24 protein-coding genes, 2 tRNA genes and 3 pseudogenes are annotated in these 24,951 nt (G+C 47.3%); 9 read left to right on the top strand and 20 right to left on the bottom strand.

Annotated elements, in window-relative coordinates; translation table 11 throughout:
- Positions 1–363: a YfeC-like transcriptional regulator gene (locus E6P06_RS20210; protein ID WP_003028277.1), complete on the bottom strand. Its 363-nt coding sequence runs from the start codon at positions 361–363 to the stop codon at positions 1–3.
- 221 nt (positions 364–584) lie between these two features.
- On the opposite strand from E6P06_RS20210, the gene E6P06_RS20205 reads away from it, so the two are divergent.
- Both E6P06_RS20205 and E6P06_RS20200 read left to right on the top strand, forming a co-directional pair.
- Positions 585–660 (top strand) — tRNA-Ala (locus E6P06_RS20205).
- A gap of 42 nt (positions 661–702) precedes the next feature.
- Positions 703–778, top strand: a tRNA-Ala gene (locus E6P06_RS20200).
- 144 nt (positions 779–922) lie between these two features.
- On the opposite strand, the gene nupC is transcribed toward E6P06_RS20200, so the two are convergent.
- Positions 923–2,125, bottom strand: a complete 1,203-nt coding sequence (gene nupC, locus E6P06_RS20195) for a nucleoside permease NupC (RefSeq protein WP_003028275.1) — start codon at positions 2,123–2,125, stop codon at positions 923–925.
- 343 nt (positions 2,126–2,468) lie between these two features.
- Between nupC and E6P06_RS20190 the strand changes: the two genes are divergently transcribed.
- A complete protein-coding gene (locus E6P06_RS20190) occupies positions 2,469–3,707 on the top strand; it encodes an Nramp family divalent metal transporter (RefSeq protein ID WP_003028272.1) in 1,239 nt (412 codons plus the stop codon).
- 32 nt (positions 3,708–3,739) lie between these two features.
- Here the strand turns inward: E6P06_RS20190 and ypeC are convergent, their stop codons facing one another.
- Both ypeC and mgrA read right to left on the bottom strand, forming a co-directional pair.
- Positions 3,740–4,072 (bottom strand): DUF2502 domain-containing protein YpeC, encoded by a 333-nt coding sequence (gene ypeC / locus E6P06_RS20185; RefSeq protein WP_003839243.1) that lies wholly within the window; start codon positions 4,070–4,072, stop codon positions 3,740–3,742.
- Between the two features lie 137 nt (positions 4,073–4,209).
- A complete protein-coding gene (gene mgrA / locus E6P06_RS20180) occupies positions 4,210–5,199 on the bottom strand; it encodes an L-glyceraldehyde 3-phosphate reductase (protein WP_003845004.1) in 990 nt (329 codons plus the stop codon).
- Positions 5,200–5,380: 181 nt separating this feature from the next.
- Here mgrA and E6P06_RS20175 point away from each other — a divergent pair, with 181 nt between their 5' ends.
- On the top strand, positions 5,381–7,033 hold the full coding sequence (locus tag E6P06_RS20175) for an alpha-keto acid decarboxylase family protein (protein WP_139935639.1): 1,653 nt from the start codon (positions 5,381–5,383) through the stop codon (positions 7,031–7,033).
- Here E6P06_RS20175 and E6P06_RS20170 read toward each other — a convergent pair whose 3' ends face one another.
- The gene (locus tag E6P06_RS20170; protein WP_016150726.1) at positions 7,034–8,269 is read right to left on the bottom strand and encodes an ion channel protein; all 1,236 of its coding nucleotides are present in this window, start codon (positions 8,267–8,269) and stop codon (positions 7,034–7,036) included.
- A 204-nt stretch (positions 8,270–8,473) separates the two neighbouring features.
- Between E6P06_RS20170 and E6P06_RS20165 the strand changes: the two are divergent.
- Both E6P06_RS20165 and E6P06_RS20160 read left to right on the top strand, forming a co-directional pair.
- A pseudogene (locus tag E6P06_RS20165) lies at positions 8,474–8,890 on the top strand (glucokinase); the annotation flags it as partial.
- A pseudogene (locus E6P06_RS20160) lies at positions 8,889–9,929 on the top strand (sigma-54-dependent transcriptional regulator); the annotation flags it as partial. The pseudogenes E6P06_RS20165 and E6P06_RS20160, both read left to right, overlap by 2 nt.
- 105 nt (positions 9,930–10,034) lie before the next feature.
- On the opposite strand, the gene E6P06_RS20155 reads toward E6P06_RS20160, so the two are convergent.
- Entirely contained in the window at positions 10,035–10,574 is a 540-nt protein-coding gene (locus E6P06_RS20155) for a DUF2058 domain-containing protein (RefSeq protein WP_003845026.1), read from the bottom strand.
- Between the two features lie 112 nt (positions 10,575–10,686).
- On the bottom strand, positions 10,687–11,640 hold the full coding sequence (locus E6P06_RS20150) for an AraC family transcriptional regulator (protein ID WP_081309855.1): 954 nt from the start codon (positions 11,638–11,640) through the stop codon (positions 10,687–10,689).
- 76 nt (positions 11,641–11,716) lie between these two features.
- Between E6P06_RS20150 and E6P06_RS28295 the strand changes: the two genes are divergently transcribed.
- The gene (locus E6P06_RS28295) at positions 11,717–12,220 is read left to right on the top strand and encodes a helix-turn-helix transcriptional regulator (protein WP_223232865.1); all 504 of its coding nucleotides are present in this window, start codon (positions 11,717–11,719) and stop codon (positions 12,218–12,220) included.
- Positions 12,221–12,411: 191 nt separating this feature from the next.
- On the opposite strand, the gene E6P06_RS20140 is transcribed toward E6P06_RS28295, so the two are convergent.
- The 12 genes from E6P06_RS20140 to hdeA form a co-directional block, all read right to left on the bottom strand.
- Complete coding sequence (locus E6P06_RS20140) at positions 12,412–13,062, bottom strand: MgtC/SapB family protein (RefSeq protein ID WP_003845032.1); 651 nt, start codon at positions 13,060–13,062, stop codon at positions 12,412–12,414.
- Positions 13,063–13,080: 18 nt separating this feature from the next.
- Positions 13,081–14,073, bottom strand: coding sequence for an urea transporter (gene yut, locus E6P06_RS20135; protein ID WP_138828837.1), 993 nt, complete (start codon positions 14,071–14,073; stop codon positions 13,081–13,083).
- Between the two features lie 32 nt (positions 14,074–14,105).
- Entirely contained in the window at positions 14,106–15,056 is a 951-nt protein-coding gene (locus E6P06_RS20130; protein ID WP_044714092.1) for an urease accessory protein UreD, read from the bottom strand.
- On the bottom strand, positions 15,031–15,690 hold the full coding sequence (ureG, locus tag E6P06_RS20125; protein ID WP_003845037.1) for an urease accessory protein UreG: 660 nt from the start codon (positions 15,688–15,690) through the stop codon (positions 15,031–15,033). The genes E6P06_RS20130 and ureG overlap by 26 nt, the downstream gene beginning before the upstream one ends.
- A gap of 12 nt (positions 15,691–15,702) precedes the next feature.
- Positions 15,703–16,404 carry an urease accessory protein UreF gene (locus tag E6P06_RS20120; protein WP_032939218.1) on the bottom strand — a complete coding sequence of 234 codons (702 nt, stop codon included), beginning with the start codon at positions 16,402–16,404 and terminating at the stop codon, positions 15,703–15,705.
- Positions 16,405–16,423: 19 nt separating this feature from the next.
- Complete coding sequence (gene ureE / locus E6P06_RS20115) at positions 16,424–16,987, bottom strand: urease accessory protein (RefSeq protein ID WP_003845040.1); 564 nt, start codon at positions 16,985–16,987, stop codon at positions 16,424–16,426.
- Between the two features lie 13 nt (positions 16,988–17,000).
- Positions 17,001–18,719: an urease subunit alpha gene (locus E6P06_RS20110; protein ID WP_003845042.1), complete on the bottom strand. Its 1,719-nt coding sequence runs from the start codon at positions 18,717–18,719 to the stop codon at positions 17,001–17,003.
- Positions 18,720–18,728: 9 nt separating this feature from the next.
- Entirely contained in the window at positions 18,729–19,157 is a 429-nt protein-coding gene (locus E6P06_RS20105; protein ID WP_139935638.1) for an urease subunit beta, read from the bottom strand.
- Between the two features lie 18 nt (positions 19,158–19,175).
- Positions 19,176–19,478 (bottom strand): urease subunit gamma, encoded by a 303-nt coding sequence (locus E6P06_RS20100; protein ID WP_139935637.1) that lies wholly within the window; start codon positions 19,476–19,478, stop codon positions 19,176–19,178.
- Positions 19,479–19,481: 3 nt separating this feature from the next.
- On the bottom strand, positions 19,482–20,741 hold the full coding sequence (locus E6P06_RS20095) for an ammonium transporter (RefSeq protein ID WP_139935636.1): 1,260 nt from the start codon (positions 20,739–20,741) through the stop codon (positions 19,482–19,484).
- 95 nt (positions 20,742–20,836) lie between these two features.
- Positions 20,837–21,082 (bottom strand): acid-activated periplasmic chaperone HdeB, encoded by a 246-nt coding sequence (gene hdeB / locus E6P06_RS20090; protein ID WP_371419216.1) that lies wholly within the window; start codon positions 21,080–21,082, stop codon positions 20,837–20,839.
- Between the two features lie 154 nt (positions 21,083–21,236).
- Positions 21,237–21,551: an acid-activated periplasmic chaperone HdeA gene (hdeA, locus tag E6P06_RS20085; protein ID WP_057102354.1), complete on the bottom strand. Its 315-nt coding sequence runs from the start codon at positions 21,549–21,551 to the stop codon at positions 21,237–21,239.
- A 262-nt stretch (positions 21,552–21,813) separates the two neighbouring features.
- Here hdeA and E6P06_RS20080 point away from each other — a divergent pair, with 262 nt between their 5' ends.
- Positions 21,814–22,383, top strand: coding sequence for an HdeD family acid-resistance protein (locus E6P06_RS20080; RefSeq protein WP_003845049.1), 570 nt, complete (start codon positions 21,814–21,816; stop codon positions 22,381–22,383).
- A 214-nt stretch (positions 22,384–22,597) separates the two neighbouring features.
- Here E6P06_RS20080 and E6P06_RS20075 read toward each other — a convergent pair.
- Positions 22,598–23,638 (bottom strand): annotated as a pseudogene (locus E6P06_RS20075) (efflux RND transporter permease subunit); the annotation flags it as partial.
- A gap of 87 nt (positions 23,639–23,725) precedes the next feature.
- Here E6P06_RS20075 and E6P06_RS20070 point away from each other — a divergent pair.
- Positions 23,726–24,933, top strand: a protein-coding gene (locus E6P06_RS20070; protein WP_089617520.1) for an IS3 family transposase whose coding sequence is annotated in 2 segments (ribosomal slippage) — positions 23,726–24,047 and positions 24,047–24,933 — 1,209 coding nt in all. Because the reading frame shifts where the segments join, the coding sequence is not laid out codon by codon here.
- The last annotated feature ends 18 nt before the right edge of the window (positions 24,934–24,951 follow it).

Below are 24,951 nucleotides of genomic sequence, written 5' to 3'. Positions count from 1 at the left end.
TTATTTGTTGTCGCGGATCCCTAAGCGTTGTAATAAACCCGTAATGCCTTCACGCAGGATCAGTGACGTAAACATTTTCTGTTCTGACGGAGTCATCTCTTTGGCGAGCCTAATCAGTAGAGCTTCGATAGAGGTATCGCCTGATAACGATAAATTATCTGATAAACCTTCGGCTGAACGCTCAGCACTGCGAATGTATTCACGAACTTGTTCGGTGACGTGAACCAGACGCGCTTTACCGCCCTGTACGCCTGGTTTTGGTGATGTAGCCCAACCCTCCTTGCGCACCCATTTATTGATGGTCTGTCGGCTGTATCCGGTCAGATTAGCAAGTTCTTCTGGCGTCATCCGTTCCTTGAACATAACGATTCCCTGAATAGTCGTGGGGTTAATTAGTGGCTCATTTTATAGCACCATTTTAGTAGAAACCGTGACGCGTTTAACTACTGAATGCGAGTTGTTGCGCAATGTTCTTCATTTGACTGCTTTTTCAGCGATTGAATTCTATGAGTTAATTTTGCCGTTGACACACGCGAAGGGAATTCATATGATGCCGCCCGTCAACTCGACAAGCTTTACGTAATGGGGCTATAGCTCAGCTGGGAGAGCGCTTGCATGGCATGCAAGAGGTCAGCGGTTCGATCCCGCTTAGCTCCACCAAATTTTATCCCAACGAATTTGGTATATACGTAAAAGCATCGTGGGGCTATAGCTCAGCTGGGAGAGCGCTTGCATGGCATGCAAGAGGTCAGCGGTTCGATCCCGCTTAGCTCCACCAAAATTTAAACCCTCGCTGAAAAGCGGGGGTTTTTTGTTTCTGCATCCTGTCGATTCTTACCGATATCTCCCTGCTCTGCTGAATAGCAGGCATAAAAAAGCCGGGGAAATTCCCCGGCCTTATCACTACGACGTTGTCTTACGCTTACAGCACCAGTGCTGCGATAGATGCAGACAGTACGCTCACCAGCGTAGAGCCGTACACCAGCTTCAGACCAAAGCGGGAAACTACGTTACCTTGCTCTTCGTTCAGGCCTTTAATCGCACCGGCGATAATACCGATAGAAGAGAAGTTAGCGAAGGAGACCAGGAACACAGAGATGATGCCTTCAGCGCGCGGAGAGAGCGTAGAGGCGATTTTCTGCAGGTCCATCATCGCAACGAATTCGTTGGAAACAAGTTTTGTCGCCATGATACTGCCCACCTGCAGCGCTTCGCTGGACGGAACACCCATTACCCATGCAACCGGATAGAAGATGTAACCCAGGATGCCCTGGAAGGAGATGCTGTAGCCAAACCAGCCGGTCACGGTGGCAAACAGTGCGTTCAGGGCAGCAATCAGCGCGATGAAACCAATCAGCATCGCCGCAACGATAATTGCCACTTTGAAACCTGCCAGGATGTATTCACCCAGCATTTCGAAGAAGCTCTGACCTTCATGCAGGTTAGACATCTGGATATTTTCTTCGCTGGCATCAACGCGGTAAGGGTTGATCAGCGACAGCACGATAAAGGTGCTGAACATGTTCAGTACCAGCGCCGCAACAACGTACTTCGGCTCCAGCATGGTCATGTACGCGCCGACGATAGACATGGAAACGGTAGACATCGCCGTTGCAGCCATGGTGTACATACGGTTGCGAGACATTTTGCCGAGAATATCTTTATAGGCGATAAAGTTCTCGGACTGACCCAGGATCAGAGAGCTGACGGCGTTGAAGGATTCCAGCTTGCCCATACCGTTCACTTTGGAAAGCAGGTAACCAATTGCGCGGATAATAACCGGCAGCACACGGATATGCTGAAGGATACCGATCAGGGCGGAGATAAAGACGATAGGGCACAGCACTTTCAGGAAGAAAAATGCCAGTCCTTGATCATTCATGCTGCCGAAGACGAAGTTCGTCCCCTCGTTGGCAAAACCGAGCAGTTTTTCGAACATTTCGGAGAAGCCTTTTACGAAGCCCAGGCCGACGTTGGAGTTCAGGAAGAACCACGCCAGTAACACTTCAATAACAAGCAGTTGAATAACATAACGAATGCGAATCTTTTTACGGTCACTGCTTACCAGCAGCGCAAGGATCGCAACAACGGCCAATGCCAATACAAAATGAAGGACGCGGTCCATATTTGCTCCAAATATGAGGCAGGTTTAGTTTTCGTGCACATTCTATGTAACAACCATAAAGAAAACGAGATCAAACACACACTATAATAAGGACCTGTGACGAGATTCAAAATTAGTGATCGGTGATACACTTCCGTTATGCTTTGTATCGAAGTGAAAAGTTATGTCATTGTGCTAATCTATAACAATAATTAAACATTTTACCGTTTTTCCCAGAATCCTTATCGATCCATAGACAAACACTATCAGAGAAATCAACTTCACCCATCAAAATGAATTTGATAATCATTCTCAATAGGCGTAGCTTGAAACATAGCAAAGGCTATGTTTCTGAGGCACTAAAATGACTAACGATCGCGTTGAGAGTAGCAGTGGACGGGCAGCGCGCAAGTTGAAGCTCGCATTAATGGGACCTGCGTTCATCGCGGCGATCGGCTATATCGATCCGGGCAACTTCGCCACCAACATCCAGGCAGGGGCCAGCTTTGGCTATAAACTGTTGTGGGTGGTGGTCTGGGCAAACCTGATGGCGATGCTGATCCAGGTGCTATCGGCAAAGCTTGGCATTGCCACGGGTAAAAATCTGGCGGAACAAATTCGCGATCACTATCCTCGTCCGGTGGTGTGGTTCTACTGGGTGCAGGCCGAAATTATCGCCATGGCGACAGACCTTGCTGAATTCATTGGTGCCGCGATTGGCTTTAAGTTGATCCTCGGCGTGTCGTTATTGCAGGGGGCCGTGCTCACCGGTATCGCGACTTTTTTGATTCTGATGTTGCAGCGCCGCGGGCAAAAACCGCTGGAAAAAGTGATTGGCGGCTTGCTGCTGTTTGTGGCTGCGGCTTACATTGTGGAATTGATCTTTTCCCAGCCGAACTTCGCGCAACTTAGCAAGGGGATGGTTATCCCGAGTCTACCTAATTCCGAAGCGGTGTTCCTCGCCGCTGGCGTGCTCGGCGCGACTATCATGCCGCATGTCATTTATCTGCACTCTTCCTTAACCCAGCATCTGCACGGCGGAACACGTCAACAGCGCTATGCGGCCACGAAATGGGATGTGGCTATCGCCATGACGATTGCCGGATTTGTCAATCTGGCGATGATGGCGACGGCTGCCGCTGCATTTCATTTTAGCGGGCATACCGGTATTGCCGATCTCGATCAAGCGTATCTGACACTTGAACCGCTGTTGAGTCACGCTGCGGCGACAGTGTTCGGTTTAAGCCTGGTGGCTGCGGGACTTTCTTCTACTGTGGTCGGTACGCTGGCGGGGCAGGTGGTGATGCAAGGGTTTATTCGTTTTCACATTCCGCTTTGGGTTCGCCGTACGGTCACCATGATGCCATCCTTTATTGTGATTCTGATGGGATTAGATCCAACGCGTATTCTGGTGATGAGCCAGGTGTTGCTCAGTTTTGGTATTGCACTGGCGCTGGTGCCGCTGTTGATTTTCACCAGCAACAGTCAGCTGATGGGCGATTTGGTGAATACCCGATGGGTAAAACAGGTAGGCTGGGTGATTGTTGTGCTGGTGGTGACGCTCAATATCTGGCTGTTGGTAGGAACCGCGCTCGGTTTGTAAAAACAAAAGGGCCTGCGGGCCCTTTTGTTACATTAATGATGGTGGCCATGACCTCGGCCCTTTCCGCGACCGCGGTGGTCGTCACGGTCATTCCAGCCTTCACGGTAGCCGCGCTCATAAGCTTTGCGTTTATCCCAGCCACGATGATAGCCATTGTCATGACGCCACCAGCGATTTTTGCGCCACTCATAGTTATGGTGCCAGTAATCCCGGTCGCGCCAGCGGCCGCCATCCCAGTAGTTACCGTAGTTATCGCGATCGCCAATTTGCAATTTTATTGATGGCAGCAGGGTGATTTCGCCGGCGTTCGCGGCCAGCGGTGTAAAAGCCAATAAGACTGCCGCCAGAATCAGTGACCTGAACATGTTTTCTCTCCTTCACGATCGAGCCGTAGCCGGCCTGTTAATACAATATTACGGGGCAGTAAAGCCCCGTTTCATCGCCTTAACTCTTAAATCGCAAGTGAGAGCACTTTTTGTTAATAAATGTGTCTTTATTTCAATCAACTCAGGATAGCATCAATCTCCGCGCACTCTTCAGACGTAAAGTGACGGTTTGCCAGCATGCCGACAGCGTCTTCAATCTGCGCCGTTTTACTCGCGCCAATCAGCACTGACGTAACTTTGTCATCCCGTAACACCCATGCCAGCGCCATCTGGGAAAGCTTTTGCCCGCGTCGTTCTGCCAGCGCATTCAGCGCCCGCACCTTCTCCAGTTTCTCTGGCGTAATGTGATCCGGGTTCAGGAAACGGCTGCCGCTTGCCGCACGAGAATCAGCAGGAATGCCGTTCAGGTAGCGGTCGGTTAACTGTCCGCCAGCAAGCGGTGAGAAGGCGATGCTGCCGACACCTTTTTCCTGTAACAACGACAGCAGACCGCCTTCGACCCAACGTTCAAACATGGAATATTTGGGCTGGTGAATAAGGCATGGCGTACCTAAATCGTCGAGTATTTCAATCGCCTGCCTGGCAAGATCTGCCGGATAGTTAGATAACCCGACGTACAGGGCTTTGCCCTGACGGACGATGTGATCCAGTGCGCGCATGGTTTCTTTTAGCGGTGTTTCAGGGTCGGGGCGATGGTGGTAGAAAATATCGACATACTCCAGTCCCAGGCGCTTCAGGCTTTGATCGAGACTGGCAATCAGATATTTGCGTGAACCCCAGTCACCGTAGGGACCTTCCCACATGGTGTAGCCCGCTTTAGTGGAGATAATAAGCTCATCTCGCCACGGTAAAAAATCTTCCTGCAGGATCCGACCAAAATTCCGTTCTGCCGAACCCGGCGGTGGACCATAGTTATTTGCCAGATCAAAATGGTTGATCCCCAGATCGAATGCGCGCTGTAATAATGCCCGACTGTTTTCGACCTGTGTGGTATCGCCAAAATTGTGCCACAAACCCAGCGAGACAATCGGCAGTTTAAGGCCGCTCTGACCGCAGCGGCGGTACTCCATTGTCTGATAACGATTTTCATCTGCGTGATAAACCATGTTACCCCCTTCCACAATGCGTGTGTCTTTCAGTGTATACGGTTACACCGTCTATTCTTCAATGAATTTTTACCGCCAAAACTGTAAATCCTGCTTTCCACCCCTTCACAGCGACTTTCCTGGACAGTCATCACAGTTCTTCGATACTCAACATGAGGTTACCGTCAGAAGGATAGCTGTCATGCAAACCCCGTATTCCGTTGCTGATTATCTGCTGGACAGGCTGGCAGGCTGTGGCGTCGGCCATCTCTTTGGTGTGCCTGGCGATTATAATTTGCAGTTTCTTGACCACGTGATTGAACATCCCAATGTATGTTGGGTCGGGTGTGCGAACGAGTTGAATGCGGCTTATGCGGCAGATGGCTATGCACGGGTCTCTGGGGTAGGGGCGCTGCTCACCACGTTTGGTGTGGGCGAGTTAAGTGCGATTAACGGTATTGCAGGAAGTTATGCGGAATATGTTCCTGTTTTGCATATTGTTGGCGCGCCCTGTCGCGGTGCACAGCGTCGTGGGGAGTTGATGCATCACACGCTGGGTGATGGTGACTTTCAACATTTTTACCGTATGCAGCAGGCGGTGACGACGGCGAGCGCGGTACTGGATGAACAAAACGCCTGTTATGAAATTGACCGCGTGTTGCGAGCAATGCTCATCGAACGCAGACCGGGCTATCTGATGTTACCTGCTGATGTGGCAAAACAGCCCGCCACACCACCGAATGACATTCTGATTGTTCCTCTGAGCGAGCCGGAGAGCAGTGTGGCAGAAGCGTTTCGCTACCATGCCCGTGAACGATTGTTGGACAGCCCGCGCGTCGCGCTGCTCGCGGACTTTCTCGCGCTACGTTTTGGTTTGCAGCCGGTTTTACAGCGCTGGATGGCGGAAACGCCGATGGCCCACGCTACGTTGTTGATGGGCAAAGGGCTGTTCGATGAACGTCATCCGGCGTTTGTTGGCACTTACAGTGCCGGAGCCAGTAGCGATTATGTTCGTCTGGCTATCGAAGATGCCGACACGATATTTTGTGTCGGCACACAATTTGTCGACACCCTGACCGCCGGGTTTACGCAACAGCTACCGCAGGAGCGCACCATTGATGTTCAGCCACATGCCTCACGGATTGGAACCAGCTGGTTTAACATCCCGATGGAGCAGGCGGTCACCACATTGCGGGAGCTGTGTCTGGAAATGTCGTTTTCACTGCCGCCAGAACGTCCGCCAGTTGCGCGCATTCAGGTTGAGAAGGGGCCTCTGACGCAGGAAAACTTCTGGCATACGGTGCAGCAGTATCTGGCGCCTAATGACATTATCCTCGTCGATCAGGGAACCGCCGCCTTTGGCGCGGCTGCGCTCTCGCTACCCGGCGGGGCGGAGGTGCTCGTTCAGCCTCTGTGGGGATCGATAGGCTATGCGCTACCGGCGGCATTCGGCGCGCAAACGGCCTGTCCGGACCGTCGGGTGATCCTGATTATTGGCGATGGCGCGGCGCAGCTCACCATTCAGGAGCTGGGCTCCATGCTCAGAGACGGGCAATCACCCGTTATTTTACTCCTCAACAATGACGGCTATACCGTGGAGCGGGCCATACACGGGGCAAATCAGCGCTATAACGATATCGCCGCCTGGAGCTGGACGTTGGTGCCGCAGGCGTTTAGTCGTGAATGCCAGGCGGAATGCTGGCGGGTGAGGCAGGCGGTACAGCTGGAGGAAGTTTTGGCCAGGCTGTCCCATCCGCAACGATTATCGTTAATTGAGGTGGTGCTACCGAAAGCCGATCTTCCTGAATTATTGCGCACGGTGACCCGTGCGCTGGAATCTCGCAACAGCGGATAGCTATTTATCAGGGCGCTCAGCGACCATCAACGGCTTGCCTGCCAGCAGCAGCCAGGCGGGCAGCATGACGATGCACAGCAGCGGCAGCAGGGTGGTATCTGGTACCACCACTGCTGCCATAAACAGGCTCAGCCAGGCGTCGCGGGTGACGACCAGCACCAGCCCGAGGATAGAGCAAGAAACCGTGATGGCAGCCGGCACCGCTTCAACATGGGCGTGCAGCATCAGACCCAAGGCGACACCAACGAATACCGCCGGGAATATTCGCCCTCCGCGAAAACCACTCGCTGCCGCAACTACTAACGCCGCCAGCTTAATTACGGCGAGCATGAAATAATCCGATGTCCCCAGCGTTTGGCTAAACGCCATCTGCTGCATTTCGTCCAGTCCCTTAAACAAGGTAAGCGGCCCGCCGATAACACCCAAAATTCCAAGGATAAAACCGCCTGCCCCGAGGATCAGTACCGGGTGTTTTAATCGATGCATTAAATGGTGCAAACGTGGCAGACACCAGACGGCTACCATTCCGGCAGCAATAGCGATTGCGGCAACAACCGCGCCGCTGAGGATATCGATCAAGTGCATCTGCGTGTAGTGCGCGATGGGCAGTGAAAAATGGGGGTGAAAAAACAGGCTGGTGGTTAGCGAACCCGCGGCGGCGGCCATTAACGGCGCAAACAGGCGATCCCACAAGGGCACATCGTTTGAGCTATTCAGCGTTTGCGAAAATATCAGCGCAGCGGCAACGGGGGTGCCAAATAGCGCGCCGATGGTGCCGGCAGAGGCGAGAATGGTCCAGTCCAGTTTCGCAATGCGGGGAAACATGCGGCTACCAAGTGCCACTGCCAGAGCGATATTTACGGTCATGATGGGGTGTTCCGGACCCAGACTGACGCCACCCGCGAGGCCAAGGATTAGCGCTGCCAGCAGGCCCGGTAGTGCTGACGTTGGCACCGGCATACCAATTAACGGTTCACAGGCCGGATCCGGACCTGCGTGACCATGGCTGTAACGGATAACTAACCCGACCATGATCCCCGTGAGCGTCAGCATACCGATAATCCAGACCGGAGAGTCCTGGGCTATACCGATGCTAACAGGCAGACGTTCCCACAAAAACTGCTGTAAAACGGAAGCCACTTTCATCACAACGATCAACACCAGGCTGGACGCTATGCCAATGATTAGCGCTGGGGTTGATAGCAAGAGCATCGTTCTGGCTCGCGGATGGAGCATTTTGTATTCCTTAAAACAGAGTCATAGACATAGTTTGCACAGCATGCCTGACGGCATCGCTGCAAATGATGCTGAAACGATAAAGTAATTGTGTGATCTGGATCGATTTTCCACGGGCATCAGCCTTCAGACCGTTGTTGTTATGTCCCCATGAATTTACAGTGTGGCAAAGATTTAATCTGACTTTAGCGGAGCAGTGGAAGAATGACAAAATATGCTTTAGTAGGGGATGTTGGCGGCACCAACGCGCGTCTTGCTCTGTGCGATATTGCCAGCGGCGAGATTTCGCAGGCAAAAACCTATTCCGGGCTGGATTACCCTAGTCTGGAAGCCGTGGTGCGCGTGTACCTGGATGAGCATAGCGTCAGCGTCGAAGATGGCTGCATTGCCATTGCCTGTCCGATTACTGGCGACTGGGTGGCAATGACCAACCATACCTGGGCATTCTCTATTGCTGAGATGAAAAAAAATCTGGGCTTTAGCCATCTGGAAATCATCAATGATTTCACCGCCGTGTCGATGGCGATCCCGATGCTGAAAAAAGAGCATTTGATCCAGTTTGGTGGCGCGGAACCTGTTGAAGGTAAACCGATAGCCGTCTATGGCGCAGGAACCGGGGTTGTTTCATCAGGATGACAATCAGCTTCCGATCCTGTTGATCACCGGGCATGGCGATGTTCCGATGGCGGTGGACGCGGTGAAGAAAGGGGCGTGGGACTTTCTGCAAAAACCGGTTGATCCTGGCAAACTGCTGGTGTTGGTAGAGGATGCGTTGCGTCAGAGAAAATCTGTGATTGCACGTCGTCACTATTGCCAGCAAAAGCTACAAGTTGAACTGGTCGGCTACAGTGAGTGGGTTAATCAGTATCGCCAGCGTTTACGGCAACTGGCGGAAACGGATATTGCCGTCTGGTTTTATGGCGAGCCGGGAACCGGGCGTATGACCGGGGCCCGTTATTTACATCAACTTGGGCGCAGCGCTGAAGGAGCGTTTATTCGCGGTGAACTGACGCCCGGGAACTCGGAACAACTCAATGCCCTTATTGCCCAGGCGCAAGGGGGAACGCTGGTTCTGAGCCATATTGAGTGCCTGACGCGTGAACAGCAGCACCATCTGGTGCATTTGCAAAGCCAGGAGCGACGTCCGTTTCGCCTAATTGGCATTGGCGCCACTTCGTTGGTGGAACTGGCGGCAACCAACCAGATTGTGGCCGAACTCTATTACTGTTTTGCGATGACGCAAATTGGTTGCCAGCCGTTGTCTCAGCGCCCGGATGATGTTGAACCGCTGTTTCGCCATTATCTGCAGAAAGCCTGTCTGCGTCTGAACCATCCTGTGCCTGAGATTGACGGGGAATTACTAAAAGGTATGCGGCGTCGCGTGTGGTTAAGCAATGTTCGGGAACTGGCCAATGCCGCCGAGCTTTTTGCCGTTGGGCTATTGCCACTGGCTGAAACCGCGAATCCGCAACTGCATTTGCCTCAACCGACACCGCTCGATCGTCGGGTCGACGAGTACGAGCGGCAGATCATTACTGAAGCGCTAAATATCCATCAGGGGCGTATTAATGAAGTCGCGGAGTATCTACAAATCCCGCGTAAAAAACTCTATTTACGCATGAGAAAATACGGACTGAGCAAAGAACACTATAAGTTTTAGCAGGCGGAATGTGGTGATGAAGAGACGTTGACAGTATTTCGGTGGCGGCGTGAGCGTTCACCGAAATATGTGACGAAATTCCGGGTGATTATTGAGGGGGTTTGCTTACCACATCAGATCATCAGGAATGACAAAATCAGCATACGGATCGTCTTCATCCTTAGCTTCCTGGCTCAGTTCGCAATTAAGCACGATATAGCTTGCATCGCGCTGGGCAATCTTGTCGGCGACGACTGCCGGAATGATGGCGTATTCGTTCTCGCTACCACTTTCAGCCGTCAGACGGGCAATAGCCAGACGGCCCTTGATCAACTGAGACTGAGTCACCTTATCAACATAGATTTTTTTGATCAGATTATTGTCAGTAAAGTTGTAACCAATATCGCCACGGGTAATGGTGATTTTATTCATTTCAATTAGTTGCTTGATCTGCGCTTTATACTCTTTAGACAACGTGGCCTGCTTCTGTTGTTCGCTGAGTTGCTTATCACGCTCGATCTGCGCTTTTTTATTCTCTTCAACCGCTTCTCTGGCTTCACGAGCCTGAACGCGCGATTTTTTCGCTGTTCTCTGCACTTTCGCCATTTTTTTGCTGCTGACCAGACCCGCTTTAAGCATCTGTTCTTGTAGGGTAAGTTTTGTCATTGTCGCTTCTAATCCAAAAAATTGTTGTAAGGATTATAACCTTAACGTTCGGCGGGATGCCAGAATGTGGAAGCGTTCTCCAGATAGACCAGGGATTTACCCCATGGGTAGTTTATTTGCAAGATGAGAGATGGTCTCCAGGCGCGGTACCCATAACGCGCTTAAATGCCTGATAGAATCCAGATAATGATTCATATCCGACTCTGCTGTAAATATCCTCATTTTTTATACCTCTTCTAAGCAGGTTTAATGAGACATAAATCCTTAATTTACTTAATACCAGATTCGGTGTGTAGCTTGTCGCTTTCAATATACGGCGAATAAATGTCGAGCGCGACATATAGGTGAAGCGAGCCATATCATCCAGTGACCATGAATATTGTGGGTTGTCTATTATCGCAATGATTAATTTGGCTAAGGCTTCATCATTTGCGGCATTCAAGAGATTTACGTCAATATCATATAAGGAAGAAGATTCGCTAATGACATAATGCAATATAGCATCGGTCAGGTGTGCAATAATGCAATTGTTTTCATCGGCAGATGCGTTTACTTCAGTCAGTAGTAACTCAAAGAGAGAGTGTATTTTATTGCTGACGTCGTCTTTTTGTTTGATCACAAAAATGTCCGGAAGTAAGGCAAATAGCAATTGGCTGGCGATGGTTCTGGGTTGAATGAAACCACAAAGTAGATCGGTGGATTCTGAAGATGAGTCTTCAATTTTACTCATCTGTTTGCGGGGTAAATCATCAAGGTTTATATCAGGAGATGAGGCCAGAAAAAAAGGGAAGTTATTAAAAAAGAAGAGGATATCTCCCTTTTCCAGCTTAATACGTGGCTTTTGGTTAAACAAATCCAGCCAGCACTCCCCACTCAGGACGATATGAAAACTCGGTTCACCATAGGAGTATGTTGATGCTTTCCATTCGCTACAATACCTACCGAGGTGGAAGACGGATGTTTTCGCTTCTCCTCCCTTTAGTAGCCAGCCTGCAGTATTCATATTTTCCCCAATATTGTCATTAATAGACTGATTTTGAAACGATGGTGTATAGATAGTTGCCATTAGTGATTATAAGATTTGTTAACTAAGATACGCATTACAGGAGAGGATAGTGTTTCTGATATTTACTAAAGATATTATGTTGTTACAGGCTATTTATCATCTTTTTAAGAATGATGTGATCGTTCATGTTCAGCACGTACATGAGCTATGTGCTGTAGAAAATCACAATGCGAAAGTGATCATTGATACATTGAATAACAATATTTTCCATACTCGTTTAGCGTATCAATTGGAGAAAATTAAGCCCTCAAAAATTTATATACTCTCACCGTTTAGAATCAAACGTTGCTTCGGTGATACCCCCGTTTTTTTTGTAAATCGAAACGTTTCGCTGAGTAGCTTCATTTCTTTGCTAAATTGCAATGAAAATTATGCTATTACTCCGGAATTATCGCTTTCTCGACGACAGCACCAGATTCTTACCTATATTCTGCAGCAAAGATCATGTTCTTCAATTGCTGAGCAAATGCATATCACATTGAAGACCTATCATTGCCATAAGTATAATATAATGTTACTGCTTAAACTCAGAAAAATGAGTGATTTAGTACGGCATAAGATTTCATGTTATCTATTGTGAAAAAACACCGCAGGTCATTTTTAAAGACCAGGATTAAGTTGTTAAAGTGCAGGGGAAAGCACGTATTGTATAACACAGCTTTCAAAGCATGTATCTCCTAATATAATAGTTAAATCCTATTTTAAATGTAAAAACAACCAATGATAAATAAGATAACTATCGCACATAATATAATTAACATGTGAATAGTGTTATGCCACAGAAACCTCTTTAATTGCAGGGTTTTCTTTAAGTGAAGAAAGTATCTGATTCACTGAGGTTGCGTCCGTATACTCAACGTTTGCCGTGAGAACATGACAATCGGACGTATCATTAGCCAGTGAACGCAATTGGATGCGATATCCCTGTTCAGTAATCCAGGCCAGAACAACCTGCGTAGTCCCGGCTGCAATTCGCATACGTAGATGCAGATGGCGATTTAAAAAGCGGTAGGTAAGCTGACGGAACAACTCCAGCACGATGAGCGCCATAATCGTACCTATGATGCCAACTTCATACATTCCACTGCCGATAACCAGGCCTATTGCCGCGGTGACCCACACATCCGCGGCTGTTGTTAATCCTTTGATGGTTTGTTTTTGTACCAGAATATTTCCTGCACCGAGAAATCCCACGCCAGTGACAACCTGAGCTGCGATTCTGCTGGGATCTAATCCTATATGGGTATGTTCAATAACATCATAGAAACCGTATTTAGAAACTATCATGAACATAGCACTACCAATACCAATCAAGATATGTGTGCGTACACCTGCTTCTTTAGCGCGAATTTGACGCTCCAGACCAATTACGCCACCGAGCAGACTGGCTAATATAAGTCGGAAAAGAAATTCTTCAGTCATGATGATTCTCTCATTGATTCAGGAATGACGATGCTCGGGCATAAATTCTTTATTTGGTACCAGGAATAACCATGATGAAATAACAAATGGCATGGTTAATGTTGGTATACCAAAAGGCATTAAAAGCACATTCATGGCGGCCTGAATAAAAACTGTAAAAATGATCCCTGAGATAGTATAAATAAATACTCGCCAACCAGGTTGATTAAATACGGTGCCCAAGGCAACTGATGTCAGAACGGCACTAAAGGCATACAACCCTGAAGAAATGTCATGAGCATTAGCACCCAGATAATAAGCAAGCAGTGTCGCGATTAGAGAGCCGACGACGGCATAGCAGGCGCATACAACAGATTCTACGGCCAGACCTGCAATGAAGAATAAACTTGCAAGGATCCCAGGAAACAAAAATACCTGTGATATCCCATGCAGGGTGCCGTCAATAAAAAAGCTAAACGAGTAACTGCTTGGAGTTGTCGGGATATAATGTTGGGGCAGCTCTGGTAAGGGCAAACCCGAACCATAGATTTCATGAAAGGCGTAGCTGGCCAGTAGAATTACCCATGTTGTTAGCACAAACGGCGCTGTTAATGCAGCTACTTTCCACGTTTTTAATATATCGGCAATACACACTGTAGCAATAACTGACACGACACTACCAACGATCAGGCAGAACCACATTAACGGCGTTGCAGTGATAAATACCGGAATAGCAATGCCTACCAGACAGCCATTATAGCTATAGAGACCGTCCCGCCAACCTTTTACATCATGAGTTATGGCTCCTGTTATTGAAGCAAGGACAGTTCCAATTACGCATCCCCATGCAGCCAAAGGATTATTATTGCTATAAGCAGCGATAAATATAGCAATAAAAAACAATACCCCTGTGATGGGGTTGTTTTGAAACATTACCTGGGCACAACCACGTAGTGATATATCAATGATTTTGAGAATGTAGTGCTTATCAATATTATTCTTCCATAATACTGGGATTGGATGTGTTGTCATCATTATTTACCAGGGTAAAGTAGGGGCGAGGATTATTTTTTCCAGATAAAGGGGGCCGGTAATTCTGCATTCAGAACGACTTTTCTGGTCGTGGCCCACACGGTACGAATATGTTTTTTTATAATACTACTGTCATTAGCTAATATCTTGAATATAAGACCCGATTCCGCAGGGAGTGTTGACATCCCATAGCAACAATCTTTGCCGTAATGAGCTTTGAAGGTCGACAGAATAGATGCAATATTTTCTACTGGGGTTAATATAAAAATAGTGCCGATAATTTGAAAACTTCCAATAATCCCAATTTCTGTCATGGGATGCTCCTTGGGGCTTAGCACAATCTGTTCCTTGAAAAGGATATTCCCCGACTCATCTTTTGCAGATACAGTTGAGGAATAATAATCAAAACCATTAAGCTCGTTTTTATGATGATAACGACGTCCCGGTATAATAACTTCTGAATAAATAAGTGTTGCGTTTCTTTTATAATCAATAACGGTATCGTTAATAAATCTTGCATTGCGATGCAGGATTAAAGGATCGGGTAGGTATTCCAGATAGGAATTCTCGTTAAGTTGGATAAATTGAATCTGCGCGCCATAGTTTTTATCCATCGAATGTACTTTGGTTGCTGATTGTGTGTTGACGCTGGCGAAAGCATTTTCACCCACATTAATGGATAACACCATGCGATCTCCCTGCAGAACACAGCCTGAAGTCGATATCACGGTCACGCAGGGAAGATCAGGCAGTGCCTCGTCATGATACAATGCCTTTTGCGCAAATAATGGTGTGCGCTTTTCCATACGATGAAGAATGCTTTTTCTCCCGGAACGCGTGAAACCCAGGTGCAAAAAACCCTCTTTACCGATTGCCCCACTGGGCATTTGCTCCGGCTCCTGACGATACTCTTTTGGGATTTGCTTGTCCCAACGTTTCCGGGTCTTCTCTACCTCGTCATTTATATTCTGTGGATGAGTCATCTTGTTTTCCTTCAATAGTGTGACCAAATAAAAAATCGCGCTCAATCATATCCACCAGTTGTTCAATGCCTTCACCTGTTTTACAGTTAGTTAAAATATAAGGACGATTATTTCTGACATAACGGGTATCCGCTTCCATTACCTCCAGACTGGCACCTACATAGGGCGCTAAATCAATTTTATTGATGATTAATATATCGGCCTGTACCAGGCCTGGACCATTTTTACGTGGAATCTTTTCACCTTCAGCGACGTCAATAACATAGATATAAAAGTCAGCTAATGCAGGACTGAAAGTGAGGGTAAGGTTATCTCCACCGCTTTCAATCATGATTAAATCGCTATCCGGGAATTTATCTTCCATTTCTTCCACGGCCGCAATATTCATACTGGGATCTTCGCGCACTGCTGTGTGTGGACATGCCCCTGTTTCAACGCCAATGATTTTTTCTTCTTCTAATATTCCTTTCAGTGTTCTTTTGACCTGCTTTGCATCCTCCGTAGTGACCACATCATTAGTCACAATCAGAGGTTTATATCCGCGACGAATAAGAACGGGAGTAATAACTTCAATAATGGCCGTTTTTCCTGAACCCACGGGACCACCAATGCCAATTCGAGTAATTTTTTTCATTTCTAACCTCAGTTAATTCATAAACAAACGTACATGGGCATCGACATGAACAGCTGCCAGAATGTCGATCATCGGTGAAAAAGAAGACATTTCTTCCGGTCGGGTGTTGAGCGCCATTTCAGCGTAATCAGGAAAAAGTGACGTGACTTCGGCCAGAATTTTTTGGCTATCCAGATGTGTGATCCGCATCAGTCTTTGCGCGGCACTGAGAATGGTCATTGCTACGCCATAAAAATGCATGGCCAGCATCGCATCTTCATCAAGATCTAAATGGCTCATGAGTAGCCCATGGGAAACAGGGTAGGTGCCAACAACCGTTCCCTGGCGAATTTGCTCGAGCCACCAGTTAAATACCGGATCAGGGTAAATAGCGGCTGAAAGTTCAGTTAATTTTTTTCCCATTCTTTGGGTCATCAGTCTGGGTTCTGGAGATAATTTTCTACTGATCAAATCATTATCAATTGAGATAAGCTCATTTAACCTGTTACTGCGGCAGGCGCGCATGGTTTGTATTTGCGCGACAGCATCGCACTTTGCGGCCTGCAATAGGGCGGTACAGACATACTGCTTCAGGGTTTGCCGATTGTAGACAATGCCGCAAGATATGGCAGATTCAACTCCACAGGAAAAAGTAAATGCCCCGACAGGAAGGACTGAATCGCCAAATTGTAGTATCCGAGCGATATTAAGTAACCTATGTGAGCTCTCTGACATGATTGGCAACCTTATTACGTTAGTGGTCAATGTGTACATGCGTATGCGCTTCTTCTGTGCCACCAAAAAGAAGTCGGGATTCAGACGGTGTTAAGAGCGGGATGACTTTTTCACCTTCCGTAAAATAGTATTGCCCTTCAATGTAACCATGAGATTTCATGACTGAAGCCAACATTTTGTCGGCTACAACAATAGGAATAAAAACACAGTATCCTTTTATGACGGCTTTCCAGTGCTGATTTCCTAAAGCGTGACCTAGTTCAAACGCTCGGGTGAGAAGGTCAGTGATTTTTTCTACGCCAAATAATCCAAGATCGACAACCATTACGCGCCGTAGCTGTATTTTTACCGTAAGTAAATATCGGTTGGCTTTATCATATAAAAGAATATCACCATCATTTAGGCGGATATGACGGTCCAGCGATAAACCGATATCGTAGCCGAATTGACTTTTTTTCCGGCAACGGCTTTTCTGTGCTTCCCATTGTTCAAGAACCAGTACATCGTGTTTAATTCCTTCAGCGGAGAGATCAAGCTCGCCACGGGAATTTATATTTCCGAGGGTTTTTTCGATTAAATACATAACAGCTTTCCTTTTAACCAAAGAAATATTTTTGATTCATAACAGCAGTTTGAATGGGCTGGCAGGTTGCATGCACACCATCAACCTTTACGGCAAATGTTTCTGGGTTCACATCAATGTGTGGGGTTGCATTGTTTCTGATAAGGTCATGTTTGCTAATGCTACGACAGTTATTAACTGCAACCACCTGTCTCTCAAGCCCGGCTTTTTCTTTAACACCATCCTCAAGGGCAGCCTGTGATACGAAGGTAATGCAGGTATCCTGCAACGTTTTTCCCATAGCACCAAACATAGGGCGATAGAAGACGGGCTGAGGAGTTGGCAGAGAAGCGTTAGGATCACCCATTAAGGACCAGTTAATCATCCCCCCTTTAATAATAAGTTTCGGCTTGGCCCCAAAAAATTGAGGTTCCCAGAGTACAAGGTCAGCCATCTTACCCACTTCAACAGAACCAAGAATATGGCTAACACCTTGTGTAATGGCAGGGTTGATCGTAATTTTGGCAACGTATCGAAGAACACGGAAATTGTCGTTATTCGGATTGTCTTCCGGTAATTTCCCGCGAGCGACTTTCATCGCATGCGCAGTTTGCACCAGACGCAGCCAGTTTTCTCCTACGCGACCCATTGCCTGAGAATCGCTGGAGAACATGGATATAACACCCATATCATGCAGAATGTTTTCTGCTGCAATCGTTTCAGGACGAACGCGGCTTTCTGCAAATGAAACATCGGCAGCAACGTTAGGATTCAGGTTGTGGCACACCATAATCATATCGAACAGTTCTGCCTGGCTGTTAATACCAAAAGGTAACGTTGGATTGGTCGAACTTGGCAGAACGTTTGGTTGGCTGGCGACCTTAATAATATCCGGAGCATGACCACCGCCAGCGCCTTCTGTATGAAAGGTGTGAATTGTCCGTCCTTCAAAGGCCGCAATCGTATTTTCAACATATCCGGCTTCATTGAGGCTGTCAGTATGTACGGAGACCTGAATATCCATATCATCGGCGGTGCGAAGTGCGTGGCGGAGCGAGTTTGGTGTGGCACCCCAGTCCTCATGCACTTTCAGCCCAACGGCACCGGCAATAATTTGCTCCTGCAGGGGAGCTTTACTGTAGGCATTGCCTTTGCCCAGTAGGCCAATGTTGACTGGAATACCTTCCCATGCACGTAGCATGGCACGCATATTCTTTGGTCCAGCGGTCACAGTGGTACCATTTGTACCATCAGTTGGCCCAATTCCTCCACCGAAGAAGGTGGTGATACCGTTAGACAATGCGGCATATGCTTGCTGAGGGGAGATCAGATGAATATGAGAGTCGATACCTGCCGCAGTCAGAATCAAGTGCTCACCAGAAATAGCGTCGGTACTAAGCCCGACCGTCATCCCTGGCGTGACGCCAGACATAATTGCTGGGTTGCCGCTTTTACCAATGCCCGATATCAATCCATCCTTAATACCAACATCTGCTTTAATAACCCCTAGTTTGGCATCAACTATCGTGACATTGGTAATAACTAGATCGAGAACGCCCTGGTCGCGGGAACACTGATTATTAGCACCCATACCATCGCGTAATGATTTTCCGCCGCCATAAACCGATTCGTCACCATAACCGCGTAGATCTTGTTCGATTTCAATATATAAATCAGTTTCACCTAAACGAATTTTATCACCGATCGTTGGACCAAACAGGCTGGCATATTCCTTTCTGGATATTGTTGGCATAATAGGTCCTCAGCTAGGATTAGTAGGCATTTTGAAACCGGCTTGCCGGGCGTTATCAATGAGTGATTTTAACTTCGTGGGATCGTTGATCACTTCAGCGAGCTGTTCACCGGTCATGTCGACAAGGTTATTAAAACCAAAAATATCGTTATTACCGCTATAGGGGATAAGTTCTATTTCTATCTCATCACCGGGTTCAAAGCGTATGGCTGTTGTGGCGGTAATATTTAAGCGTTTACCCAGTGCGCTTTCGCGATCAAACTCCAGTGCTTTATTAACTTCAAAGAAATGAAAATGTGATCCTACCTGGACCGGTCGATCCCCTGTATTCTTGACACGTACTTTGGTTACAGGTTTCTCGGTATTAAATGAAATAGGGGAGGCTCCCAGAACGTAGCCACCATAGGGTACATTTTCTGCTTCTTTGTTCTGCGACATAGTCTATTTCTCCCGCTCTTAACGAATAGGGTCGTGCACGGTTACCAGTCTGCTGCCATCGGTAAAAATAGCCTCAACCTGTATTTGTGGGATAAGGTCAGCGACGCCTTCCATAACGTCGTCTTTAGTCAAAACATCTCTTGATTTATTCATGACGGTTTCCAGATCATTTCCTTCTCTGGCACTTTCCATGGCAGTTGACGCAATAATAGAAACGGCTTCCGGATAATTTAACTTAATTCCTTTTTCTTTCCGACTTTGCGCCACGTTGGCAAGTGAGTAAATCATGATTTTCTCTATTTCTCTGGGGCTAAATTTCATAAATTACTCCTTACCTGAAAGGGTATAGGCATCTTCGCCAAACGCTGAATAATCAGGAGATTGGCGGGCGTCATTGGTCGAAATTCGCACTGGGGTGAATTTGTTAATTATCCACAAGATTAGAAGGGTAAAGATAAAAGACCATATGCTGGTAATAAGCACAGCGGCGAGTTGTTTTGCAACTTGCAAAATGCCACCACCTTCCAGCAAACCTGAAGGTCCTTTGCTATTCCATGCCTGTGATGCGAAAACACCAAGCAGGATTGAGCCTGTAATTCCTCCCATACCATGTACGCCAAAAACGTCCAGTGCATCATCAACATACTTTTTAACGAACAGTGAGCAGTAGTAGCAGACAAAACCGGCAATAATGCCAATTAATGCGGCAGATTGAATTGAAACATACCCCGCAGCAGGGGTTATGGTGGCAAGGCCTGCGACAGCTCCTGTCAGAAAGCCAACAAACTTTGGTTTACCGGTATGCATTTTCTCAATGAGTAGCCATGTCGCACCGGCAAAAGCAGCTGCAATGTCGGTGGTGACAAATGCAGAAACAGTAATTGTGTTAACCTGTAATTCAGAGCCTGCGTTAAACCCATACCAGCCAAACCACAGTAATCCCGCCCCCAGAGCAATATAAGGAATGTTGTGGCTACCATCGGGTTGAATGACTCGACGCCCGACGTATAAAGCGGAAGCAAGCGCAGCGAATCCTGCTGTCGCGTGGACAACAATACCACCGGCAAAATCAACTACTCCCCATTTAGCCATCACGCCCTGCGGGCTCCAGACCATATGCACAAACGGGCAGTAAACGAATAATGTCCAAAGGGTAATAAAAATCAGGTACGCCTTGAATTTTACCCGTCCGACAAAAGCGCCAGTAATAAGGGCCGGAGTGATAATGGCGAACATCATCTGGTAGACGAAATGTACCAGGATTGGGATCCCTGCCTCATTGCCGGTGAATAGCGTGTTCGCATTGATATTTTGTAAAAACGCATAATGAAGCGGATTGCCAATAATGCCATTGAGGCTGGGACCGAAGGCCAGGGAATAACCCACAGCAAACCATAATATGGCTACCCAGCTCATAGAGACAAAACTCTGAAACATAATGGTGAGTATGCCTTTACGCTGGACTAACCCCCCGTAAAAAAAAGCGAGTCCCGGTGTCATTAACATGACCAGACTGGTGCATAACAGCATAAATGCTGTATTCGCTGGATCCAGTATTTGAAATTGTACAGGTAATATTCCCATATACCCTGTGCCCCTTGCTTAAGGTTTATAAAAAGATGTAACTTGGCTATTTTCCATACGAAAGATAAATTACTACTTAATTTATTAATGGATAATTACTTGTCTTTGAATGAATATAATTTTGATTGTGGGTTGCGTTTACAATATTCAATGACTTGCGGGATGCTGGTAAGGTCTGTTTCATTCAGAGAAACAGAATCACCACCCTTATAAACCGTTTCTTCATTGAGCATCCACCATGCAACTGGAAGCATGGCCTTAGGATTCAGATTGATAAACTCCTGACAGGTCATTTTATCAGGACTGTTGTCTGCCGCATGCGTAACAGGGACGTTTAGCATAAATAAGGATAACAGGGGAGTAAGTGTGATAAGTACGCGTTTCATATATAACCTCATAGTGTCTTTAGTACAATTAATTTACTGAAGCGGGAACTGTTGGGGTACAGTTCTCGCTTCAGTGATATCAATAAAAAAATTACTGGTGTTGGTTTAATTACAGATCTTTTTTGATTTTGTCCCACTCACTGTCAGCTTTTTTCTTAAAATTGGCTTTTTTATCCTGCATACATGCCTGCACCAGTGCAGGGGTCACTGTTTCAACCCCTTTAACATCCAGTACCGCGTCTTCTGGTTTGTCCTTTTTATTCAACGCCTCGGCAAAGCCAACCACTGTGGGTTGGAATGTGGTATCTGTGGCAAGAAAATCTTCACACGTCCATTGACTGACGGGTTTGTGATTTTCTGCCGCCTGACCCAGAGCAGGGATCATGAGTAGGGAGCCAACGATCATGCTTAATGTTTTATTCATCTAACGTACCTCGTGTATCAATTAATATCTATGGGTGAAAAGTCTGATTGCGACATTAAATATATATCCTGGAACAGCGTGGATGTCATATTTTGAATTGAATGGGGTTTTTAATATGTCCAATATTCTCTTTTGTTATTAGATAGTTGTAAGGCGTTTAAGAAGAAATCATCGGACTATATTATTAATGACGTAGTATTTATTGATGATATTTAGAATAAATTAATGTTGTCAGTAGTACTCTGACTAACAGGAGAAGCAAATGTTAAATGTAACACGAGATATTCTATCTAAGCTTGACGATGATGTGCTGGTCAAACAGCGGCGGTTTCTTAAGTTCTTGGCATGCCTGATGTTCTTGGGTGGGGTGCTTTTTATCCTTTTCCCTTATGTGTCTGGAGGCGTGCTCAGTATCATTGTCGGTGGGATTTTGATGTGCAGTGGTGTAGCGTTAGCAGTGGGTATGTTTAAAAACAGGGTGCATAATTTTTGGCCAGTTGTTTCTGGGGTAGTCGTCAGTATTGCATATTTTTTGATGGGGTATTTTTTTATTACTGCACCTGAATTGGGTGTTTTTGCTATCGCAACTTTTTTGGCATGTCTATTTTGTTTAGGTGGAATTATCCGACTGACCAACTTTTTTAAGCACAGAAAAGAGAAAAAGGTATGGTTACAGGGTGTTATCGGTATATTGGATCTCTTTATCGCATGGTGTTTTATTACTGCCACTCCGCAGGCATCAATTTATATGGTGTCAATGGTGACGGGAATTGAGCTTATGCTGAGTGGTATTAGTTGCGCATATATTGCTAATCAGTTTCGTAAAACCTGAAACTAAGTAGTTAGTTGTTACTATTATCTGGCCCCGATAGCGGGGTCATTACATTAAAAAAACTGCCCTCGCGGGCAGTTAAAATCGGAAGCATACCAAATGTTTTCTCAGGGGATCAGTCTGCACTGATACCCGTATTATCGTAAACACTCTTGCGATATGTTGCAAAACTTCCGGCGCTTGTTTTTAATAAATAAATCCTAACTAATATTGTTTATTTTCTTATCGCTATTTTTGTAAAAAAGCGATGTACAACAATAAAGAACACGGGGACAAAGAATATCGCCAGGATAGTTGCGGCGATCATACCGCCCATCACGCCTGTGCCTACTGCGTTTTGTGCGCCTGAACCCGCGCCGTTGCTAATGACTAATGGAAGCACACCAAGAATGAATGCCAAAGAGGTCATCAGAATCGGTCTTAAGCGCATTCTGGCTGCGTCTAATGTCGCTTCAATATCGCTTTTACCCTGTTTTTGCATAATTTCAACGGCAAATTCTACAATCAAAATCGCGTTTTTAGCCGATAACCCAATTGTTGTCAGTAGACCAACCTGAAAGTAGACATCGTTGGATAACCCACGCAACCAGGTCGCTGATAAGGCGCCAACAACGCCAAGTGGAACAACCAGCATTACGGCAAAGGGAATTGACCAGCTTTCATAGAGTGCTGCCAGACACAGAAAAACAACGATGATTGAAATAAGGTATAGCATAGGGGCCTGGTCTGTGGATAAACGCTCCTGATACGACATTCCTGTCCAGTCATATCCGATGCCAGCAGGCAGTTTTTCGATGAGTGAGACCATAAATGCCATTGCATCTCCAGTGCTTTTTCCCGGTGCGGCTTCGCCAAGAATCTCCATTGAAGGAGAGCCGTTATAGCGTTCAAGACGCGGTGAACCATAAGTCCAATCTGTATAGGCAAATGCGCTAAACGGTACCATGTCCCCAGAAGCGTTACGGACATACCAGCTATCAATACTTTCCGGAAGCATGCGATAAGGAATGGCTGCTTGTACGAAGACCTTTTTGACGCGTCCATTATCCAGAAAGTCGTTAACGTAGCTGCTACCAAACGCGGTTGAGATCGTCTGATTTATATCGTTGAGAGATACGCCCATAGATTCTGCTTTTGCCGCATTGACATGCACCCGAAACATGGGCGTATCTTCCAGTCCATTGGGGCGAACGCCGACCACCTGTTCGGGATGCTGTTTTGCCATTCCGAGGAGCTGATTTCTTGCCTGAGTGATGTAGCCCCCTGAAACACCGGACAGTAGCTGTATCTCCAGATAAGAGATAGGCTTGAATATATGTCTAACACTAACGCCAATTTTGAGATGACCGGGATCCTGTTAGGGCAAGAAGTCCGTAAACGTAAAACTCCTCAGGAGAAGATCGCCATTATCCAGCAGACGATGGAGCCGGGTATGAATGTCTCCCATGTCGCCCGCCTGCATGGTATCCAGCCCAGCCTGCTGTTTAAGTGGAAGAAGCAATATCAGGAAGGCAGCCTCACCGCCGTTGCGGCTGGAGAGGAAGTCGTTCCTGCTTCTGAGCTTACTGCTGCTCTGAAGCAGGTCCGGGAGCTTCAGCGCCTTCTGGGCAAGAAAACGATGGAAGTTGAGATCCTGAAAGAAGCCGTGGAGTACGGTCAGTCGCGAAAATGGATAGCGCACGCGCCCTTGTTGCCAAAGGACGGGGAATAGCCATGGTCAGCCGGACCATGGGCGTGTCGCGTGCGCAACTGTCACTGCGGATTAACCGTTCTGCCGACTGGCAGGACAGGCGCTGTAACCGGCGTAATGAAGAAGCAGACGCAGAAATACTGTCGGCTATCCTCAACATTATCAGCGATATGCCGAGTTATGGTTATCGACGCGTGTGGGGCATCCTGCGCAAGCAACGTCGCACAGAGGGACAGCCACCTGTGAATGCCAAACGGCTTTACAGGATAATGAGCGAGCATAACCTGTTGTTGTTGCATCACAAACCAGAGCGACCGAAGCGTGAACATAAGGGCAAGATAGCGGTGGCAGAAAGCGATATGCGCTGGTGTTCAGATGGCTTCGAGTTCGGCTGCGACAACGGCGAAAAACTGCGGGTAACGTTCGCGCTGGACTGCTGCGACCGTGAGGCCATAGACTGGGCAGCAAGCACGGGAGGCTATGACAGTTCGACCGTGCAGGATGTGATGCTGAGGTCGGTGGAAAAGCGCTTCGGCGACAGGTTGCCCGACACAGCGGTGCAGTGGCTGACGGATAACGGTTCAGCGTATACCGCGTATGAAACGCGGAGGTTCGCGAGAGAGCTGAATCTGGAGCCCTGCACAACAGCGGTGAGCAGCCCGCAGAGTAATGGCATGGCCGAACGGTTCGTGAAAACGATGAAAGAAGACTATATCGCGTTCATGCCAAAACCGGATGTGAGAACAGCACTGCGAAACCTTGCAGTAGCGTTCACGCATTACAATGAAAACCACCCGCACAGCGCGCTGGGATATCACTCCCCGAGGGAATACCGGCGGCAGCGGACATCGTTAACTTAAGATACAAAAGCTGTTCGG

This window comes from Citrobacter sp. CF971, from assembly GCF_006385635.1.
Taxonomy (GTDB): Bacteria; Pseudomonadota; Gammaproteobacteria; order Enterobacterales; family Enterobacteriaceae; genus Citrobacter; species Citrobacter freundii.
This window is presented reverse-complemented; position numbering and strand designations above follow the sequence as displayed.

What these genes read in the sequence shown, in the direction of transcription:
- E6P06_RS20210 (WP_003028277.1), bottom strand. Translation starts at nt 363, where the DNA reads ATGTTCAAGGAACGGATGACGCCAGAAGAACTTGCTAATCTGACCGGA.
- nupC (WP_003028275.1), bottom strand. Translation starts at nt 2,125, where the DNA reads ATGGACCGCGTCCTTCATTTTGTATTGGCATTGGCCGTTGTTGCGATC.
- E6P06_RS20190 (WP_003028272.1), top strand. Translation starts at nt 2,469, where the DNA reads ATGACTAACGATCGCGTTGAGAGTAGCAGTGGACGGGCAGCGCGCAAG.
- ypeC (WP_003839243.1), bottom strand. Translation starts at nt 4,072, where the DNA reads ATGTTCAGGTCACTGATTCTGGCGGCAGTCTTATTGGCTTTTACACCG.
- mgrA (WP_003845004.1), bottom strand. Translation starts at nt 5,199, where the DNA reads ATGGTTTATCACGCAGATGAAAATCGTTATCAGACAATGGAGTACCGC.
- E6P06_RS20175 (WP_139935639.1), top strand. Translation starts at nt 5,381, where the DNA reads ATGCAAACCCCGTATTCCGTTGCTGATTATCTGCTGGACAGGCTGGCA.
- E6P06_RS20170 (WP_016150726.1), bottom strand. Translation starts at nt 8,269, where the DNA reads ATGCTCCATCCGCGAGCCAGAACGATGCTCTTGCTATCAACCCCAGCG.
- E6P06_RS20155 (WP_003845026.1), bottom strand. Translation starts at nt 10,574, where the DNA reads ATGACAAAACTTACCCTACAAGAACAGATGCTTAAAGCGGGTCTGGTC.
- E6P06_RS20150 (WP_081309855.1), bottom strand. Translation starts at nt 11,640, where the DNA reads ATGGCAACTATCTATACACCATCGTTTCAAAATCAGTCTATTAATGAC.
- E6P06_RS28295 (WP_223232865.1), top strand. Translation starts at nt 11,717, where the DNA reads ATGTTGTTACAGGCTATTTATCATCTTTTTAAGAATGATGTGATCGTT.
- E6P06_RS20140 (WP_003845032.1), bottom strand. Translation starts at nt 13,062, where the DNA reads ATGACTGAAGAATTTCTTTTCCGACTTATATTAGCCAGTCTGCTCGGT.
- yut (WP_138828837.1), bottom strand. Translation starts at nt 14,073, where the DNA reads ATGACAACACATCCAATCCCAGTATTATGGAAGAATAATATTGATAAG.
- E6P06_RS20130 (WP_044714092.1), bottom strand. Translation starts at nt 15,056, where the DNA reads ATGACTCATCCACAGAATATAAATGACGAGGTAGAGAAGACCCGGAAA.
- ureG (WP_003845037.1), bottom strand. Translation starts at nt 15,690, where the DNA reads ATGAAAAAAATTACTCGAATTGGCATTGGTGGTCCCGTGGGTTCAGGA.
- E6P06_RS20120 (WP_032939218.1), bottom strand. Translation starts at nt 16,404, where the DNA reads ATGTCAGAGAGCTCACATAGGTTACTTAATATCGCTCGGATACTACAA.
- ureE (WP_003845040.1), bottom strand. Translation starts at nt 16,987, where the DNA reads ATGTATTTAATCGAAAAAACCCTCGGAAATATAAATTCCCGTGGCGAG.
- E6P06_RS20110 (WP_003845042.1), bottom strand. Translation starts at nt 18,719, where the DNA reads ATGCCAACAATATCCAGAAAGGAATATGCCAGCCTGTTTGGTCCAACG.
- E6P06_RS20105 (WP_139935638.1), bottom strand. Translation starts at nt 19,157, where the DNA reads ATGTCGCAGAACAAAGAAGCAGAAAATGTACCCTATGGTGGCTACGTT.
- E6P06_RS20100 (WP_139935637.1), bottom strand. Translation starts at nt 19,478, where the DNA reads ATGAAATTTAGCCCCAGAGAAATAGAGAAAATCATGATTTACTCACTT.
- E6P06_RS20095 (WP_139935636.1), bottom strand. Translation starts at nt 20,741, where the DNA reads ATGGGAATATTACCTGTACAATTTCAAATACTGGATCCAGCGAATACA.
- hdeB (WP_371419216.1), bottom strand. Translation starts at nt 21,082, where the DNA reads ATGCTAAACGTCCCTGTTACGCATGCGGCAGACAACAGTCCTGATAAA.
- hdeA (WP_057102354.1), bottom strand. Translation starts at nt 21,551, where the DNA reads ATGAATAAAACATTAAGCATGATCGTTGGCTCCCTACTCATGATCCCT.
- E6P06_RS20080 (WP_003845049.1), top strand. Translation starts at nt 21,814, where the DNA reads ATGTTAAATGTAACACGAGATATTCTATCTAAGCTTGACGATGATGTG.